This window comes from Roseovarius sp. B08 (assembly GCF_051417955.1).
Lineage (GTDB): Bacteria > Pseudomonadota > Alphaproteobacteria > Rhodobacterales > Rhodobacteraceae > Roseovarius.
Genome location: NZ_JBPRLW010000001.1, coordinates 1,462,104 through 1,479,741 on the forward strand (window position 1 = coordinate 1,462,104; position 17,638 = coordinate 1,479,741).

The window sequence follows — 17,638 nt, forward strand, 5'->3', positions numbered from 1 at the left end:
CCGTTGCGCCTGCGCCAAAGCACAGGCTTTCAGCATGCGAGTGAGGCCCTGAGTTCTTGTTCGCATCAGGCCAGAAATCAGTTGGGCATGGTGTCTGCTCCATTGAACCTAATGCATTTGCGCCGTTTTTTGTGGTGTTTCGATGGATTTCCATAGGGTGTCGAAATCACCAGATGGTTGTAGAGTGGCGGCGACATTGGGCGAGCCGCAACTATGCCCTGCATGTCAGACTTCACGTTTGAGCCTTCTTGGACCTAGGCTGACAAACAGGAGCAGGCCCGATGAGTTTACTTACGACTGAACTCGACCAGGTCGTGGAGGCCGCGAAAGTTGTAGAAAACGTCGTTGGTAAAGGGTGGGCTACCGACGCCGAAGGCAAGTTCATCCATGTTACAAGGGAAGTTCTCGTGCGTTTGGGGATGACATTTGCCGAGTTCGTCGAGAGCGGTACCGAAGGGTTTCCATGGGAGGAAATTGTCCATCCGGATGATCGCGCCTCTGCCAAATCCCTTTGGCGCAAAAGTTTACAATCTGGCGAACAGTATAGTTTCAAGCACCGAATGCTGCGTAATGCAGGAGTGTATGGCTGGGTTTGGTGTTCCGGCCAGCCATTGCGTCTGGCGGGCGGTCGCGTGGCGGGATGGTACGGCACTGTCATCGATATCGATATCCCGCAGTTTCACAGTGAGGCGTCAGAGGGGCCGCCATCGTTGAGCCTCATACACCCTGACGACAGAGCGGCAGCTGCGCATGCGGCGGCCTATTCTTTTTGGACAGGTGTTCCGCAGATTGTCTCTTGCCGCCAGCGCCAATCGGACGGTGAGTACCTCTGGACCGAACTTCGTGCAGAGCCAGGATATTGCGTAGGTGTAGACGTTGCCCCGTCTGTGTCTCTTCAGGATGAGCCATGGACAGAAGCAGAATCGCTTGGTGAGACGGCTGAAGCTGTCAGGGCGGCAACCGTAATAGAAAGCCTTCACGGCAAAGCATGGGCCTTCGACAGCGAGGGCAGATTTACTTATGTCACACCGTCGGCGCAAAAGGTGATCGGTATGACGTTGCAAACACTGAATGCCCCGATACGAGGAGGACGCTTTATAGACGGTGGAGATGTCGGCTGGAGCCGTGGAGTACATCCAGACGACTATCAGGAGGCCGCAGCATCGCTGCGACATTCCCTGAAAACGGGCGAGCCCTGGAATGTTGAATACCGCATGCTGCAAACAACCGGACGATACGTTTGGCATCGCATTTCCGCTCGACCCACCAAGGACAGGATGGGCCGCATCACAGGTTGGTATGGAACGTCGATTGATGTGGATGTCTACAAACGGACCGAAGCAGAGTTGCTGAGGCAGAAACTGGAACTTTCTCAACTCATCAATATGGTTCCAAGCCATGTTTGGAGCTTGACGCCTGAGGGCGAGCCTACGTTCTTCAACAAGCAAATGGTGGATTATCTAGGGTTCGATTTATCAGAAGCAGAAAAGCGCGGCATTACCGGATTGGAGATGATCTTAGGATCTGTTCACGCGGAAGATGCCAAAGATTTCCGCAGGACAATCGACCACTGTCTCGCAACAGGTAAACCTTTTGCATTTCGTTATCGATTGCGGCGCGCGGACGGTGTGTATCATTGGATGTCGAGCAGGGCGGAACCGATCCAAGGGCTCGACGGTGATATCATCCATTGGTACGGAATTTGCCACGATATAGACGACTTGTTGACGACACAGGAAGCGCTGCAAAAGAGCGAGCGACACCTCTGGCAACTCGTTGGAACGCTGCCGGCGATGATCTATTGCGCTAGCCCCGAAGGTGAACCTACCTACCGGAGTGAAAAACTACGCGCCTTTTTGGGAATTGAATTGGAGGAAACCGAGCAAGGTGGCAAAAGCAGGCTTAACAAAACGCTGGATGCAATCATACATCCCGATGACCTGCCTGCCGTCAGGGAGAACTATGCCCGCTCCTTGGCAACCGGTGAGCCATACGTGCGAAAACATCGCCTGAAAAGGTTCGATGGGTCCTACCGCTGGGTAGAAACGCGCGCAGCAGCCATGCGAGATGACAAAGGCGAGATCATTCAGTGGAATGGTATTTGTCTGGATATTGACGACCAAGTCAAAGCTCGCAATGAACTACGCCTCATGCAAGAACGGTTGGCACGGGCAGCGCAGACGTCCAGCCTTGCAGAGCTATCCGCATCAATAGCTCATGAAGTAAACCAACCGCTCGCCTCTGTTGTGGCGAACTCTCACGCTTGCCAGCGCTGGCTAAGAGCAAATCCGCCCAACCTAGATCGCGCGCAAATTACTTTGACCCGCATATTGCGCGATGCAAGTTCTGCGGCAGAGGTCGTAAGTAGGATCCGCGCTCTATTCAAGCAATCCCGCAAGAAATGGGCGCAGGCCCGAATTGAAGACATCATCAGAGAAGCGCAGCGATTGATGACGGACGCTGCGGAAGATCACAAGATACTAATCCAAACCGTCATCGAGAGCGATATTCCTCCGATAGCCCTGGACCGGATCCAGATTCAGCAGGTTCTCATCAACCTCATGAAGAACGGGGTGGAGGCTATGGACGTTGTATCCACTCACCAGACATTACTGGTTGGCGCTCGGCATCATGGTTCTGAAGTTCTTGTTCAAGTGAGCGACAACGGACACGGAGTTGATGATCCGGAACGAGTTTTCGAACCATTCTTCACGACAAAAGAGCACGGAATGGGGATGGGGTTGGCTATCTGCCGATCAATTGTGGAAGCTCATGGAGGACGTATGTGGGCCGAGTTGAACGAAATGAAGGGAACGACATTTTCGTTCACTTTGCCAGTCACGGTGACGGATATCTGATGAAGAAAAGGGAGATGATCGTTTATGTCGTCGACGACGATTTTCGGATCCGTGAAGCGATCTCGGAGCTTTTGGACTCACACGGTATTGAATCACAGCTCTTCCGGTCGGTGGGTGAATACATGGATGCGGCGAAATCAGACCTGCCTGGTTGTCTGATTTTGGATGTGGAGTTGCCGGATAGAAATGGGTTGGAGTTTCAGAAGCAGATTGCTGAAGAAAATCACCCGCCGATCGTGTTCATCACGGGGCATGGTGACATACCGTCATCTGTTCGCGCTATGAAGTATGGCGCTGTCGATTTCCTGACCAAACCTTTTAGTGACGACGCGCTAATCAATTCCGTGGAACAAGCCATGGAAAAGGATCGGGAGACCCGCAACGTCCGATTGGAGCGTGCCAAGCTTCGTGAGCGCTACGAGAAGCTTACACCTCGCGAGCGAGACGTGTTGCCACTGGTCGTTGGTGGGCTCTTGAACAAACAGGCTGCCGCCGAGCTTGGCATAAGCGAAGTGACCTTGCAGGTGCACCGTCGAAACGTATTGCGGAAAATGGGCGCGACGTCACTTGCCGACCTTGTGCGGACGGCTGAGAGGCTGAGCATTCTTACCCACTCTCGCAAACCAGATGACGGAAAATGACAGTGGGTAATAATCATCGCGTTGTGGCTCTCGTGGATGACGATGAACGAATTCTCGAATCTCTCGCCAATCTTTTCGAATCCGCTGGCTTTACCACTCGCCCCTACCAGTCAGCGAGCTTATTCCTGCAAGCTGGATTGTCCGGCGTGGATTGCCTCGTAACGGACCTCAGCATGCCAGGCATCGACGGGTTCGAACTCTGCAAAAGAGTGAAGCACACGAGGCCACACTTCCCCGTCTTTCTTGTCTCTGGACGTCATGAAGCGGACGATGTGGCCCGAATGTCGTGCGGTGCAACGAAGTTTTTTCGAAAGCCCTTCGACAGTCAGCGTCTGTTGATGGCGGTCGAGAACATCTTCTTTGATAAATGAAAGGAGAAAGATGATGAATACACGTCGAACAATACAATCCAGACAAATGATTAACTTAGGTCCCAACCATTTGGAGACATACTGCCGCCAAAGCAGCACGGAGCCACTCGTCATGATTGTGGACGACGATGCTGCTGTTCGAGAAGCACTCGAAGAATTGATGCTGTCGAGCGGTCTTGAAGTTGCTTGCTTCGAGACAACACGCGAGCTCCTCGAGGCAGGCGTCCTGCACCGCCCCGGCTGTATTATCCTCGACGTTCGTATGCCGGGGCCGAGCGGGCTGGATTTTCAAAAGGAGCTAAGGAATGGCGGCATTCCAAAGCCGATTATCTTCCTTACCGGGCATGGCGATATCCCTATGACTGTTCAGGCAATGAAGGCTGGTGCGCTTGATTTCCTGACCAAACCGGTGCGCGATCAAACCATTCTCGATGCGGTTAAGGGCGGTATTGAGCGTGATATTGCGCAGATAGCAAAAGCCGAAATCGTTGAACGCAACGTCGCACGGGCGGAAACACTTACGCCGCGCGAGCGCCAGGTTTTCAAGGAAGTTGCTTTGGGACGATTGAACAAGCAGATCGCTTTCGATCTTGGTATCAGCGAGGTTACGGTCAAGCTCCACCGGGGCAATGTGATGAAGAAGATGGCGGCGTCTTCCGTCGGACAGCTTATTCGAGCTTGGGAAACTTTACCAACAACGATGCGGGAGCAAATCGCAATTTAACTCGGCGCTAGACCGCTGAAGGCAGATTGGAGCGGGCGTTCAATCGCAGGGACGGGGTCTGCAATCGACAAGCTTGTCCCGGCAGCGGCGGATGTCCCCATACTCATGATCGCGCTTGGCGAGAACTGTCTGCCGTAAGTTGGTTCAGGACATCTGGTTAAGGTATCATGCCGCGAATTTCTCAACTCTCCATATGTTCATGCACTACTAGACTTTCGCATCAGAAGAGCGAACCTCAAGTCGAATAGTGTGAAGGCCGAAATGAGTTCATCGTCGGACGTGTTCAGAAACAAAACGCCGAGGATGAAAAGAATGAAAATCGTCGTCATAGGAGGAACTGGTCTAATCGGTTCCAAGACCGTTCAACGGCTTCAAAAAAAGGGCCACGATGTAATCGCCGCTGCGCCGAATACCGGGGTAAATACGATCACAGGTGAAGGTCTTGACGCCGCGCTAGAGGGCGCACAAGTTGTGGTCGACTTGGCAAATTCGCCCTCTTTCGATGATGAACCGGCTCTCGACTTTTTCAAGACGTCTGGAGAAAACCTTATCGCCGCTGAAACCGAAGCCGGCGTAGGTCATCACATCGCTCTATCTGTTGTTGGAACGCAAAACCTTCAGGGAAGCGGGTATTTCCGTGCCAAGCAAGTTCAAGAAAAACTCATAAAATCATCCCCAATTCCCTATACGATCATCCACTCAACCCAGTTCTTCGAATTCATGGGTGGGATCGCTGCGTCGGGTGCGGATGGAAATGTGATACGCGTTCCGACGGCTTTTATCCAGCCAATCGCCTCTGATGATGTGGCCGATTTCGTTGCCGACCTGGCTCTGGGAGCGCCAAATTACGGAATTGTCGAGATCGCGGGTCGTCAGAAGGTGCGGCTGAACACAGCAGTGGAACGCTATTTGTCAGCCAGAAACGATGAACGAAGTGTCATCGGCGATCCGCACGCGTCTTACTTCGGTGTGGAGTTGAACGACGCTTCGCTCATGCCCGGTCCAAAGGTAAGAACTGGCAAAGTTGCCTTCGACGAGTGGATCAACATCGAATTCCCTCTCAATGCCTGACCCGGCTTCGGCCATCACCATTCCAGATCGCCTCCTGTAGCGCCCAGCGGTCTCTGTCGGGCGCAGTTTTTTGGCGGCGCGCTGGGCAACGCAAATCCAACTGAAATTTCTCTTTTAAAGGAGACTACCAATGCCTCAACGCTTCTTGCCATTCAAGGCCGCGGCAGCAGCTGCAAAAGCTATGATGACTGTGGAAAAGGCCATCGACGAGAGTGGGCTTGAACATAGCCTTCTCGAGCTCGTCAAACTTCGCGCATCGCAAATCAACGGATGTTCATTTTGCGTCCACATGCATGCGGCAGACGCTCGAAAGTCCGGCGAGACCGAAATGCGTCTCTATCTGCTGAATGCTTGGCGCGACTCACCTCTCTATTCGGATCGAGAGCGCGTGGCGCTTGCCTGGACGGAGGCACTTACACTCATCGCGGAGAAAGGTGCTCCGGATGAGATCTATAAGCAACTGGAAGAACAGTTCACGGATACCGAGCAGGCAAATCTCACAATGGCTATCGGTGCGATCAATCTTTGGAACAGGGTCCAGGTCGCCGCCGGCGCAAGTCATCCAACGAGTTCGAAATGAAACACAGTCATGGGAAGGCTTGCGAAAACGCAGCCCTGAACGGTCGAGAAGGAGTACCGCGATGTCCGGTAAGAACATGTTCCAAAACCATGCCACGCGCAGAAATGTGTTGTTGGGTGGCACTATGGCAGCCGTCGCAATTGGCGTGTCAGCCAGCTCTGCAGGTTGGGCTCGAGAGCCTCACACCACTGTCCCTGAATCAAACAACGGATCAAACAAAATGAACAAGATCACCACAAAAGACGGCGCTGAAATATTCTTCAAGGACTGGGGTCCTATTAATGCTCAGCCGATTGTATTCCATCATGGATGGCCGTTGAGCTCTGATGACTGGGACGCTCAGATGCTGTTCTTCGTCAATAAGGGCTACCGGGTCATTGCTCATGATCGTCGCGGTCATGGGCGCTCGTCCCAAGTCAGCGATGGCCATGATATGGACCACTATGCTGCGGATGTCGCTGCGGTTGTTGAACATCTGGGTCTTCGGAATGCCGTTCACATCGGCCATTCGACAGGCGGGGGGAAGCTGCCCGATATGTCGCTCAGTACGGCAACGGCAGGGCAAGCAAGCTGGTGCTTATCGGCGCAGTGCCGCCCGTTATGGTGAAATCGGCATCCAATCCGGACGGGATTCCGATTGAGGTTTTCGATGGTCTGCGGAAGCAGCTCGTCGACAACCGGTCGCAGTTCTACGTCGATTTCCCCACGGGCCCATTTTACGGCTTCAATCGCCCGAATGCGAAGCCAGTTACCGGAATTATCCAGAATTGGTGGCGTCAGGGGATGATGGGAGGTGCCAAGGCGCACTATGACTGCATCAAAGCGTTCTCGGAAACGGATTTCACCGAAGACTTGAAGCTGATTGAAGTGCCGACGCTGGTCATGCACGGCGATGATGATCAAATCGTGCCCATCGCAAATTCCGCCCTGCTTTCAGACAAACTCCTCAAAAGGAGTTCGCTCAAAGTTTATAAGGGATTTCCGCATGGGATGTGCACCACCCAGGCCGATGTGGTGAACCCTGACCTGCTCGCATTCATCCAGAGTTAATCCCGTGCCGGCGTGGGGCAGTGCAGCTCCCTGCCGGCGTCACCCTCCAAAGAAGGTAGATCCAATGAATCGCGTAGCACTTACTTTTCTGGCAATTTCGCTTTTGGCGCCTCCCACCATACTGGCGAGTGAGGGATTAGGCGAGAACGTCACTTTGATCTTCGATCAGGAACTCCCAAACGCACCTGGCATGAGCATGCGGGCCGTGCTTGTCGAGTATGAACCGGGGGGGTCTTCACCCGCCCATATCCATCCGGAATCGGCGTTTATCTATGCGACTGTGCTGGAAGGCGCTATCCGCAGCCAGGTTAACGACGGTCCTGTGCTGACCTATCGCGCGGGCGAGAGTTTCTCAGAATTTCCTGGTGATCGACACGGCGTCAGCCTGAACGACAGTATCACCGAACCTGCGCGCCTGTTGGCCGTATTCGTCGTTGGCACTCACGAAACTGAATTGACGACGGAGATAGGGAAAGGAGGACACAGCAACACTGATTAGAAGTTGGCTTGCCAAGGCGCATTTTTCTCGGTTCGGAACGAGCGTCCGATCTGACAAACGGACAGTCATCCACAGAAAGAAGTGCTCATTGGTTGCCTGACGCCGCCGAAAGTTAAGTACCCTCAAATCTCACAAATGGAACACATCATGAAACTGAGTAGCACTGCAGCAATCGCCGTGTCGCTTGTCATCCCGGTGGCCGCCATGCAGGTCGTCATCGTACTTGGTCAACAGGCGACGATTCACAACAGAGCCGTTTTGAGCAACGGCGCACCGTATTTCGACGAAGAGAAGGATAACCAGTTGGGCTATGCAAATGCCGCACTCTACTTCGACGAGAACAAGGACAACCAGATGGGTCTGAAAAAAATGGCGCTCCCTACTTCGACGAAGAGAAGGACAACCAGATGGGTCTGAAAAAAATGGCGCTCCCTACTTCGATGAAGAGAAGGACAACCAGATGGGTTTCGCCATCGAATGATACTTTACTAACTCACCGGGCCGTTCCTCAGGGCGGCCCGTTTGATATTGCGCCCCTTCCGAATTGACCTATTAGGATGAACTGCCTTTCCACCAAGCCGCTGCTATGTGGCGGAAGTATTGGAGGAGAGTAGCATCAGATGGACATTAAGATTTTGGGCATTGATCTTGGCAAAACGGTTTGCAGCCTCACGGTGCTGATTGTGGCGGGAGCGGCTAGATCGCTTTTGAGTTTACCCTGACGGCCCCATGTGAAAGATTGCGTGGCTCCCCGGCGCGGCCAATCGACGAAAAAAGGCCATGTTTTCTTTGGGTGCAAGGCCGCTCGGTTCTCTTCGAAAGAGTGTTCACCGCTCGGGATTGCATGGTTCTGGCGAGGAGTTTGTGCCTGACAGACGATCTGCCAGACACTCCGCGGTGACGAGCGGTTCCAATCCCTGCCAAGCGGTCCCGCTCTATGCACGAATATCGCAGCCTGTCATCCGAACACTCTCCTGCCAAAGCGCCTCTGCAAAATCCGTATCAACTGCAAGCGGCCGGACGCCGAAATTTCCTTCACTCTCCACCGGCGCGATATCGCAGTTCTCGCAATAGACCCCTCCGATGTTCGAGAGCTGGGGAGCCAAGGCGCACCAGATGATCGTCGCGGCGCCTTGTTGGGGGGATTTCATGTCCCGAGACGGGTCGATCCGTGGCGTGCCGTCCGGATTTACCGCGTCGAACGAGGCCAGCTCTTCGGGGCTCAGGTGTCGAGCGAGTGGCCCGAGGATGGAACCGGGGTGTACCGAATAGGTTCGGATATTCGGGGCGCCCCGCCGATCCAACGCGACCGCGAAGAGCGCATTGGCGGTCTTCGCCTGTCCGTAGGCCAACCATTTGTCATAGGGGCGGCGGGTGAAATCGAGATCGCTCAAATCGAAACCGGGAATCTGGTGGCCACGGGAGGACAGCACCACAACGCGCGCGCCCTCGGCCAGAACCGGCCAAAGCGCGCAGGTCAGTCTGAAATGCCCGAGATGATTTGTTGCAAACTGTCCTTCGTGACCATCGCGGTCGCGAAAGAGCGGACTGGCCATAACACCGGCACTGAGGATCAGAATGTCCAGCGTGTGGCCCTCGGCCAGTAATTCGTCTGAGAAGGCAAGAATGGAGGATGCATCGAGCAGATCCATGTGCCGTACCTCGGCCAGATCGCCGAGGGCGGCGCGCGCAGTTTCCGTGTCGCGTGCGGGTACGATGACCCGGGCACCGCGCACCGACAGGGTTCGGACGGTCTCTAGCCCCAGGCCGGATGCGCCGCCGGTCACGAGCGCGGTCTTGCCGGACAGATCCACACCGGCCGCGACGTCTTCGGCAGTGGTGCTCGCATCATAGGGTGTCGACAGAGGATATTGCATGGGTGATCTCCTTTTGAGGCAGAAGTTGCTCTGTCAGGACAGGATTTTCCATGCTAGGATGGCCTGTTGTTTGTCGAGATCATCCGATGGATCCACTTTCTCAGCTTCTTCATCTCGCGAGCGCGGAGGCCGCGGTTTCGACCGGGCTCATCGCCACGGGGCGCTGGGCGGTGCATGTGCCGCCCACCAGCGCGCTGAAATGCAACCTCGTGCGCGAAGGCCACGGCCTGCTGGAGGTGGGCGGCATGCGGTATGAACTTGGCCCGGGAGACTGCTTCCTCGTCGCGCCGGAACGACCCTTCCTGATTGGCACCGATCTGTCATGCCCCCGGCCTGCGGCCGAGGTTTTCGCCGCGGGCGACAGGGGGCCGTTCGCACGGCTAAATGGCGGAGAAGGACCGGGTTTCCGCTGCCTTGGCGGCCGAATGGAGCTTGGCGACATGGCGGTGTTCCTGACAGAGGCGCTTCCGCCGGTGATCCTGCTGCGCGACGGGCTGCCGGCGGGCAAGCGCATCGCGTGGCTGCTGGACCGCCTCGAGGCTGAACTCGCGGAAGCGCAGCCGGGAAGTGGTGCACTGGCGGCCTCGGCCATGCGGATGATCTTTGTGGAACTCATGCGGACACTTCCGCAGGACATGCCAAACGGCTGGTTGGCGGCACTGACCGATCCGCGCATCGGGCCGGTACTGCGGGCAATCCATGACGATCCCACCCACCCCTGGACGCTTGACGCACTGGCCCGCCGGGCCAACCTGTCACGATCCCAGTTTGCGGCGCGCTTCCGCGTCGCCGTCGGCCGGGCACCGATGGACTATATCCTGCGTTGGCGCATGGCGCTGGCAAGGCAGGCGCTGTCACGGCCCGGGGCCACGGTGTCGCAAGTCGCCGCGGATTTGGGGTATGCTTCGGAAAGTGCCTTCGGCGCGGCCTTCCGGCGCGTGACAGGGACCAGCCCCCGCCGCGCTGTTGCGGCCGCGCGCAGGCGCTGATCGCGGCAGCAACGACGGGCCTCAAGCGGTGTCTATGATCCTCGCGGTGTTGGTCCCGAAGTGCTGCATCCGGTTCAACTGGCTTTTGCCCGCGGCCAACGCCTTATCGGCCAGCTCCGGGCGGGCGAGGCATTCGAGATGGATGAACCGCAGATCCTCGAGTCCGATCGTGGCAAAGACGTCTCGCATATATCCTGTCAGGTAATCCGGCTGCATTGCCCCGGCCTGTTGAGTGACCGCGCCTCCCGAAGCCACGAGGATCAGCGTCGGGCGATCCGCCAACAGACCGACCTTGCGCCCGTCACGAAACCCGAAGCTGCGCCCGACGCGCAACACGAGGTCGATCCAGATTTTAAGCGTCGCAGGCACCGTGTAGTTGTGCATGGGGGTCGACACGATCAGCGCGTCGGTCTGCTCGAGTTCCCGGATCAACGCCTCGGAATCCGAGAACTCCGGGGCGTGGGGGGCAGCACCGCTCAGGACCGCATGGGCGTAATCGCGTCCGATCCATCCAAAGCCGCCCTGAGACAGATCACGGTAAATCGTCCGAAGGCCAGGATGGCGTCGGCGCAGGTTATCCATGGCATGCTCTGCAAGCGCGTGACCGCGGGCGTCGGTCCCCATCGGGCTGGCATGGACCAGAAGGGCAGATTTCATGGCAATGTCTCCGGACATACGGGCGGGCCGACGCTGTGGCCGTGGGCGCCGGGCAAGGTTGTCCGACAGGCTCAGTGCGGCAGCAGGCCGCCGAGCTTGTCGGGATTTCGGGTGATGTAGAGGGCCGTGATACGGCCATCCTCGATCTCGAGCGCGGTGGTCTGCAGGTTGCCGTCTATGCGGCTGATAAAGCCCGGCAACCCATCGATGACCGTCGCGCCGAGAAACTGCATTTGCTCGCCGAACTTGCGCTGAAGTCCCTGGAAGAGCCTGACGAGATTGGTCCCCCCCTCGATGACATTCGGGTAGGAGCTGACACGCCCGCCACCATCCGAGTAGAGCATGGCCCCCTCGGCCAGCATGGCGTTCAGCACCGTGGCATCGCCAGAGCGGCAGGCGTCGAAGAAGGCACGGGCAATTTCCTCGCCCGCCTCGCGCGGCACCTCGTATCGAGGCCGGTCGATCTGCACATGTGCCCTGGCGCGGCTGGCAAGCTGGCGCGTCGCCGAGGCGCTGCGGTCGAGCGTTGCCGCGACCTCGGTCAGCGGCTGGCCAAAGACATCATGCAGGAGGAAGGCCGCACGTTCGAGCGGCGACAGGCGTTCCAGCGCAATCATCAGCGACAGCGTCAGATTGTCCTCGCGCAGCGCGTCATCGGCCTCCTCGATCAGCGGTTCGGGCAGCCAGGTGCCGGGATAGGTCTCGCGCCGGGTGCGGGCCGATTTCATCTGGTCGAGACAGAGCCGAGACACGACCCGCGTCAGCCAGGCCCCGGGCACTTCGACCGCCTCGGCCTGCTGCCAGCGCAGGAAGGCTTCCTGCACCATGTCCTCGGCCTCGGCGTAGCTGCCGAGCATGCGGTAGGCGAGGCGAAGCAGCCGGGGCCGCTCCGCCTCGAAGAGCTGCGCCGGATCAGGCCGCATCGGCCTGCACCGGGGGCAACTTGGTGGCGTGGGGCACGCGCAGGCCCGCCTGCACACGGTTCCAGAGGTTGATTGCTCCGATGGAGAGCGTGAGCCAAGCACGTTCGTCCACGTCGAAGGCGGCCTCGACAGCTGCCCAATCCTCATCCGGCGCGCCGGTATCGGCGAGGCGGGTCAGCGCCTCGGTCCATCCGAGTGCCGCGCGCTCACGCGCTGAGTAGAGCCCGCTTTCGCGCCACGCGGGCAGCATGTGCAGTCGCAGCGGCGTCTCGCCATCCTTCAGTGCTTCGGCGACGTGCATCTGGATGCAGAAGGCGCAGCCATTGATCTGGCTTGAGCGCAGCTTGATGAGGTGGATCAGCAGAGGCTCCAGCGTACTGCCCTGAATGGCGGTTTCCACTGCGAACATCGGCTCGAACCCGGCTTTGGCGCGTTTCATGTGATCGGTCATGCGAGGTGTCATCTTTGTCTCCATTTCAGTCTGACATGAAATTGACGAGACAGCGTTGTGTGATGTGACATCACCGGGAAAAAATTTTCGACGACCGCTTGGATTTCCCGTTCAGAATGCGGCGCGCATTCGCTCGCCCATGGCCCAGAGCCGGTCCGCATTGGCGGCGTCAAGGGCGTAGGCGGCGACGGTATACCGGGATCAGCTCTTCTTTCGGTAACGATCTCGTCGCAGTCATCGAAATAGCGCCGCCCCTGCCGCACGCTCGGGCAGCACCAGTCCACGCAAAACAAACTGCCGCAACGCCGTATCGATGAGAAACTTCTGACCGATCACCTCTTAGAACTGGTCGACCGGCATGGGAGCTATGGCTACCACACGGTTACTGGCCTGCTGAACAACGCGGGCTGGCGTGTGAACCTCAAGCGGGTCGAACGTATTTGGCGACGTGAAGGGTTGAAAGAGCCACAGAAACAGAAGAAGAGAGGGCAGCTCTGGCGGAACGACCTGTCATGCATGCGCCTGCGGCGGGAACGACCGGACCACGTCTAGTCCTATGACTTCGTTCACGATCGCACGGCTGACGGACGGGTCTATCGCAAGCTGAAAACCATCGACGAATACACCCGTGAGGCGCTGATGATCCGCGTCGATCACAGGCTGAGCTCCACGCACGTACTGAATGGGAAGCTTTTTAACATAGTCCAGCCGGTTCGGATATCTGCTTTCTCGGCGGCTCGACTTTTCTAGCCTTACCCAACTTCTGCCTCCGCCGCTGCGACCACGGTCCCAGCGAAGCCACTTCTGGCTATATCCTGCAAGAAGCGACAGCCGAAAGCTAAGTTAAACGGCGTTCACGAACGAAATTCGACTGTTGGCAGGATAAGCCCAGAGAAGCCCATGATCTACCCGTAACTAAAGAAATTTACCGTGTTTAACATTCCCTTAAGGATCTTTGCGTACATAGGAATTCTAACTAAAGGATAAGATATGTTGATAGACCCCATTAAATTCTCGTGCACACTTGATCTCAAGGAAGACGAAAACGTTCTAACCGCCCTCGAATTGCATGAAACTCTTCGCAATGAGCATCATCGACCCATCTGCATGTTCAGCTTCAACGTGTCAGTTCTCGAGCCATCAGAGGCTTCAACTGTCATCTGGTTGCGAGACGTGGATGAACAGGCTGAACTAGGTGCAGTACGTTATTTCATAGAGCGCCTTTGCGGCGAAATCGCCCTCACCGGCACTTGGGGTTTCGAATATAGCTGTAACAGGTTTACAAACTGCGTTCCTGAATTCGGAGGGGGAGTCATGCTCTTCGACCTCAATTCGGGTGATGTCGTGGAATGGCACTCGACCGACGAGTGGATGGAGATGGCACTTCAGGATCCGTCGACGGTTCCGACGCCTGCTACAATTTAAGGCACAGCATCCAGAGGCCGGGTGCGATTGGCGCCCCGGCCTCTATGTGCAATCGGTTCTGGGTTCAAATCGCATAGCCTGCTTCAGTGCCGTTCGTGCACTCCCGTGCGACGGCTTCAATCTCCTCCCCATGGATTTCTCGCTGCTGGATCAGTGTCTCGGCAAGGCGGAGAAGAAAGCCCCTGTTTTTGTCGACCAGATCAAGTGCTTGGTCTTGCGCGCGGCGCAGATGGGCCTCAACCCTATCCCGGACATCTGCCGGCGCACGCCATACGTCCGCAGCTGCAATGCCGTCCCAGAGCAGTCCGCTGTCGCCGAACCCCCATTGGCGTTCGATTGCCAATGCGAGGCTCGTGGCCTTGGCCAAGTCGCTTTGCTCTCCAGCGCCAGCGCCGGAACTCGCATCTCCGAAGGTGCAGATCTCCGCAGCGCGACCCGCGAGCAGGACTTGAAGTCGCATTTGGGCTGTCGCCGGCGTCAGGGAATTGACCGGCACGTGCTCTACCTGGCCGCCTTGTGAAGAGAGCGAAACGCGCTTCGGAAGCGGCAATCCAAGCTGCGAAATAACCACCACATGTCCGGCTTCATGCACAGCGGCCCGCCTAAAGGTGTCGTCGTCGAGCTGAGGTGCAACCTGATCTGCAGCAATCTCAAGGTGGTGCTGGGCAACGTGGGCAGCATCGGCCCGCGCGCGTCCGAGCGCATCGCGCGCAACCGCCTCGGCGTCAGCGCCGGACAGCCCGACCAGGCGATCTGCAATTGCGGCGATATCAACATCCTCGGCGATTGCGGACCCGATTTTGGCTCTCAGGATCGCCTCGAGTCCGGTTTTGTCTGGATAGGGGACGTGAATCTTGAGATCGAAGCGACCGCTGCGGATGACAGCTGGGTCTACGGTGTCCAAGTAGTTCGTTGCGCCGAACAAAACCAAACCACCGATATCTTTGGTGTGATTGATCTGTTCGAGCAACCCATTCACGACGCCTCGGAGGTAGTCGACGTTGTGAGCCCGTGCGTCTCGCTGCGAGAAGCTGTCGAGCTCATCGATGAAGAGCACCGCAGGTGCAGTTTGCTTTGCCTCGACAAACGCGCGGTCGAGAGCTCCAAGCATGTCGCCTTGATGTCCGTATTTCTGACAATCGCTATACGATGTCGCGATGATCGGAATGCCCGCCGACCCTGCGAACGCCTTGGCCAGCGTTGTTTTCCCGGTGCCCGGAGGCCCATGGAACACCGCGCTCGAGGCAACATCAGACCACGGCAGATCACCCCTTTGCCAAAGACTGAGATCGTTCAACATGCGATCAAGGGACTTTCGCACTTCAGCGAGACCGAACACGGAATCGAGCGTGACCGCCGGAACTTGGCGCGAAAGCTTACCTGAGATCTTCGTAAGGCCATCGGCAACTTTCAATGTGGTGGGTGCAGCGAAAGCCGCGTCGATCTGCGCCGGTTGAAACATCGCCAGCTTGCTGCCTCCCGGCAATCGACTCCGGATTTCAGACTCGGACAGATGGCCCGTTGAAGAATGCGTCAACCGAAGCGTCTCCAAGACCACATCCGAAGAAAGACCCCGCCAGGTCACCTGACGCGTGACGAGTGCATTCATTGCATCATCGAGTTGCCCGGCATCAGTTGTCACTAGCAAGACAGCACCACCCTGGGAGAGGCTTCGTTCCAAACGCGCGCCCCACATGTCCTGTTTGAGTCCACTCAGTCTGAGGCCGCGTTTGTCGTCTTCGTCCTGCACGAAGTGACGTAATTCGGCGTTCTCCGGGTCGCGCAGATGGCTTTTCCAGCGCTTTTCTGCGCGCTCGAGAATCTGCTTCATTTGCCACAAAAACTGTTTCGGACAAACGAAATTCGTGACGCTGCCAGGTGCAAAGAGCTCATGCAAATGCTTATCGCTGTCCACAAGCACGCTCAGACCCAAAGCCGCGGCGATAATGGAAGCGGGCGGATCGTCTTTCTGTTGAATTCTACCTTCAGCGGGCGAAGACTGTGCCCAGGGGTCGCAGCCGTTGCCGATTGCCTCTGCGATTTCGCCCTCGGTCATCGATTGAGCCAAAGGGGTCTTTGGGTGTTCCCAAGACCGTCTCGCGGCAGCCTCCGTCACATCGTCAGGCAGGTTGGCGATAAATTCAGGATCTTCATCATCCTCGAACTCATCTGCATCCGGGGCGTGATCGACGGAGACGAACCCTAACCATTCTGTTTCGAACAGACACAGTACAGTGGACCGCGCGAGGCGTTCTGCGAATTCCGATGAGCTCTCAGCCGCGGAGTCTGAGGGTTTTTTCACATGTTGCTCCTTCATCCTTGACCTCCAAGCGTGATGGTTTCGGCCAAGGCATCCGACAGTACCAAGTCCTTCATGGCGCGGTCAAAACTTGCGCAGGGACTGGCACGCAAACTCTCGATTTCGGAGAGCGCAATGCGGTGCGACTGACGTCGGTCGGTGGTGAACTTCACGACGTTCTCAGAAAGCGCCACAAGCGCGACGAGATCGAAATCGTCCGGCTCATAGTTTCGGACGCCGCTGGGTGACCCGTGATAGCCTTTCTTCAAATTGAAATGGAAATATCCGTTTCGCGGTCGGCAGGCCGTCTTGATCTGGAGGCGCAATGCAATGTCTGAGCAGTACACCATCCTGTCAGCCGGTAGCATCTCGGCCAGCTCTGAGGTGTGGTGTCCGAACCGGAACAGAATGCTGTCGACGAAGTACTCGCCGGCGAGCCCGAACCACTTTGCGTTTCTGGTGAGGGTATCTCGCGACAAGTTCGGGAAGTCTCGCAAGTCTTCACTGCACGGCGACTCTTCAGATGCAAACAGCTCTTCGAAGCCGCGTAAAGGCGGTTGTTTCTTCATTTTCAATATCCTTATGAGTAAGCTTGAGCTGCCGGTCGAAGGGAAAAATCCGACCGGGCAAAGCGACTGGCTATAATAGCGGTGCCGGTTACGCGGCGAGCGGCAGAATGCTGTCCGGAGTGCCTTCGCTTTCCAAGGCATGCTCGAACAATTGATCGAGGCAGCTTTCGGCTTCCTCAGCCAGATCTCTGACAGCAGGCGCAAGACCCTGAGACGCATGGGACAGGCACTCGAGCGCTTTCGCATGCGTCGCGCACAGTGTGACGATATTGTCGGTGGAGACTGCGCGCTTCACCAGTCCGGCGATGCGGTGCAAGATCAGGTCATTCTCCGAAAGAGGCTGAACCGCAATGAGGTCTTCGGCCTTTCGCTCGACAAAACACCAGGCCTTTTCCACCTCCGAGACGGATTGGTCGCATGCGATGTCCCAACAGGTATCATCGGCCCACTCTTCTTCTTCGAGCGCATAGTGCATTCTGATCAGCAGGTCCGAAAACCCGTCAAACAAATATTTTTGTGGCTTCGCACTCGCTTTCGGAGCCGGATTGGAAGTGATATTAATATTATTAGTCATGGTGATCTCCTCTGTAGATCGCTTTGGTTAGAGCAAGGCAGGAGGGGGAACTCTTGCTTTGCTCGTCACTTTATGACATT

General features: G+C 56.8%; 19 protein-coding genes and 1 pseudogene. 13 read left to right on the forward strand and 7 right to left on the reverse strand.

Features of this window, described 5'->3' with window-relative positions; translation table 11 throughout:
• Positions 1 to 281 precede the first annotated feature (281 nt).
• The 10 genes from ACSQ76_RS07385 (at position 282) to ACSQ76_RS07430 (ending at position 8,211) form a co-directional block, all read left to right on the forward strand.
• The gene (locus ACSQ76_RS07385; RefSeq protein WP_437156053.1) at positions 282 to 2,858 is read left to right on the forward strand and encodes a PAS domain-containing protein; all 2,577 of its coding nucleotides are present in this window, start codon (positions 282 to 284) and stop codon (positions 2,856 to 2,858) included.
• Entirely contained in the window at positions 2,858 to 3,499 is a 642-nt protein-coding gene (locus tag ACSQ76_RS07390) for a response regulator transcription factor (RefSeq protein ID WP_437156054.1), read from the forward strand. The genes ACSQ76_RS07385 and ACSQ76_RS07390 overlap by 1 nt, the downstream gene beginning before the upstream one ends.
• 2 nt (positions 3,500 to 3,501) lie before the next feature.
• Entirely contained in the window at positions 3,502 to 3,870 is a 369-nt protein-coding gene (locus ACSQ76_RS07395) for a response regulator (protein ID WP_437156055.1), read from the forward strand.
• A 112-nt stretch (positions 3,871 to 3,982) separates the two neighbouring features.
• Entirely contained in the window at positions 3,983 to 4,594 is a 612-nt protein-coding gene (locus ACSQ76_RS07400; protein WP_437156056.1) for a response regulator transcription factor, read from the forward strand.
• A 312-nt stretch (positions 4,595 to 4,906) separates the two neighbouring features.
• Complete coding sequence (locus tag ACSQ76_RS07405) at positions 4,907 to 5,665, forward strand: SDR family oxidoreductase (RefSeq protein WP_437156057.1); 759 nt, start codon at positions 4,907 to 4,909, stop codon at positions 5,663 to 5,665.
• A gap of 130 nt (positions 5,666 to 5,795) precedes the next feature.
• Positions 5,796 to 6,245 (forward strand): carboxymuconolactone decarboxylase family protein, encoded by a 450-nt coding sequence (locus ACSQ76_RS07410; RefSeq protein ID WP_437156058.1) that lies wholly within the window; start codon positions 5,796 to 5,798, stop codon positions 6,243 to 6,245.
• A gap of 61 nt (positions 6,246 to 6,306) precedes the next feature.
• The gene (locus ACSQ76_RS07415) at positions 6,307 to 6,852 is read left to right on the forward strand and encodes an alpha/beta fold hydrolase (RefSeq protein WP_437156059.1); all 546 of its coding nucleotides are present in this window, start codon (positions 6,307 to 6,309) and stop codon (positions 6,850 to 6,852) included.
• Positions 6,819 to 7,295, forward strand: a complete 477-nt coding sequence (locus ACSQ76_RS07420) for an alpha/beta fold hydrolase (protein WP_437156060.1) — start codon at positions 6,819 to 6,821, stop codon at positions 7,293 to 7,295. Before ACSQ76_RS07415 ends, ACSQ76_RS07420 begins: the two co-directional genes overlap by 34 nt.
• Positions 7,296 to 7,359: 64 nt before the next feature.
• A complete protein-coding gene (locus ACSQ76_RS07425) occupies positions 7,360 to 7,794 on the forward strand; it encodes a cupin domain-containing protein (protein WP_437156061.1) in 435 nt (144 codons plus the stop codon).
• A gap of 147 nt (positions 7,795 to 7,941) precedes the next feature.
• Positions 7,942 to 8,211, forward strand: a complete 270-nt coding sequence (locus tag ACSQ76_RS07430; protein WP_437156062.1) for a hypothetical protein — start codon at positions 7,942 to 7,944, stop codon at positions 8,209 to 8,211.
• A 518-nt stretch (positions 8,212 to 8,729) separates the two neighbouring features.
• Here ACSQ76_RS07430 and ACSQ76_RS07435 read toward each other — a convergent pair.
• Entirely contained in the window at positions 8,730 to 9,671 is a 942-nt protein-coding gene (locus tag ACSQ76_RS07435) for an SDR family NAD(P)-dependent oxidoreductase (RefSeq protein ID WP_437156063.1), read from the reverse strand.
• A gap of 86 nt (positions 9,672 to 9,757) precedes the next feature.
• On the opposite strand from ACSQ76_RS07435, the gene ACSQ76_RS07440 reads away from it, so the two are divergent.
• The gene (locus ACSQ76_RS07440) at positions 9,758 to 10,660 is read left to right on the forward strand and encodes an AraC family transcriptional regulator (RefSeq protein ID WP_437156064.1); all 903 of its coding nucleotides are present in this window, start codon (positions 9,758 to 9,760) and stop codon (positions 10,658 to 10,660) included.
• A gap of 21 nt (positions 10,661 to 10,681) precedes the next feature.
• On the opposite strand, the gene ACSQ76_RS07445 is transcribed toward ACSQ76_RS07440, so the two are convergent.
• From ACSQ76_RS07445 to ACSQ76_RS07455, 3 genes are all read right to left on the reverse strand, one after another.
• Positions 10,682 to 11,317, reverse strand: coding sequence for an FMN-dependent NADH-azoreductase (locus ACSQ76_RS07445; RefSeq protein ID WP_437156065.1), 636 nt, complete (start codon positions 11,315 to 11,317; stop codon positions 10,682 to 10,684).
• A 71-nt stretch (positions 11,318 to 11,388) separates the two neighbouring features.
• On the reverse strand, positions 11,389 to 12,240 hold the full coding sequence (locus tag ACSQ76_RS07450; protein WP_437156066.1) for a sigma-70 family RNA polymerase sigma factor: 852 nt from the start codon (positions 12,238 to 12,240) through the stop codon (positions 11,389 to 11,391).
• The gene (locus ACSQ76_RS07455; RefSeq protein WP_437156067.1) at positions 12,230 to 12,703 is read right to left on the reverse strand and encodes a carboxymuconolactone decarboxylase family protein; all 474 of its coding nucleotides are present in this window, start codon (positions 12,701 to 12,703) and stop codon (positions 12,230 to 12,232) included. The genes ACSQ76_RS07450 and ACSQ76_RS07455 overlap by 11 nt, the downstream gene beginning before the upstream one ends.
• Before the next feature lie 234 nt (positions 12,704 to 12,937).
• On the opposite strand from ACSQ76_RS07455, the pseudogene ACSQ76_RS07460 reads away from it, so the two are divergent.
• Together ACSQ76_RS07460 and ACSQ76_RS07465 are read left to right on the forward strand one after the other, a co-directional pair.
• Positions 12,938 to 13,375: pseudogene (locus ACSQ76_RS07460) on the forward strand (IS3 family transposase); the annotation flags it as partial.
• Positions 13,376 to 13,681: 306 nt separating this feature from the next.
• Complete coding sequence (locus tag ACSQ76_RS07465; protein ID WP_437156068.1) at positions 13,682 to 14,116, forward strand: hypothetical protein; 435 nt, start codon at positions 13,682 to 13,684, stop codon at positions 14,114 to 14,116.
• Positions 14,117 to 14,180: 64 nt separating this feature from the next.
• Here ACSQ76_RS07465 and ACSQ76_RS07470 read toward each other — a convergent pair whose 3' ends face one another.
• From ACSQ76_RS07470 to ACSQ76_RS07480, 3 genes are all read right to left on the reverse strand, one after another.
• Entirely contained in the window at positions 14,181 to 16,433 is a 2,253-nt protein-coding gene (locus tag ACSQ76_RS07470) for an AAA family ATPase (protein WP_437156069.1), read from the reverse strand.
• Complete coding sequence (locus ACSQ76_RS07475; RefSeq protein ID WP_437156070.1) at positions 16,430 to 16,984, reverse strand: hypothetical protein; 555 nt, start codon at positions 16,982 to 16,984, stop codon at positions 16,430 to 16,432. The genes ACSQ76_RS07470 and ACSQ76_RS07475 overlap by 4 nt, the downstream gene beginning before the upstream one ends.
• 88 nt (positions 16,985 to 17,072) lie before the next feature.
• The gene (locus ACSQ76_RS07480; protein ID WP_437156071.1) at positions 17,073 to 17,558 is read right to left on the reverse strand and encodes a hypothetical protein; all 486 of its coding nucleotides are present in this window, start codon (positions 17,556 to 17,558) and stop codon (positions 17,073 to 17,075) included.
• Between the last annotated feature and the right edge of the window lie 80 nt (positions 17,559 to 17,638).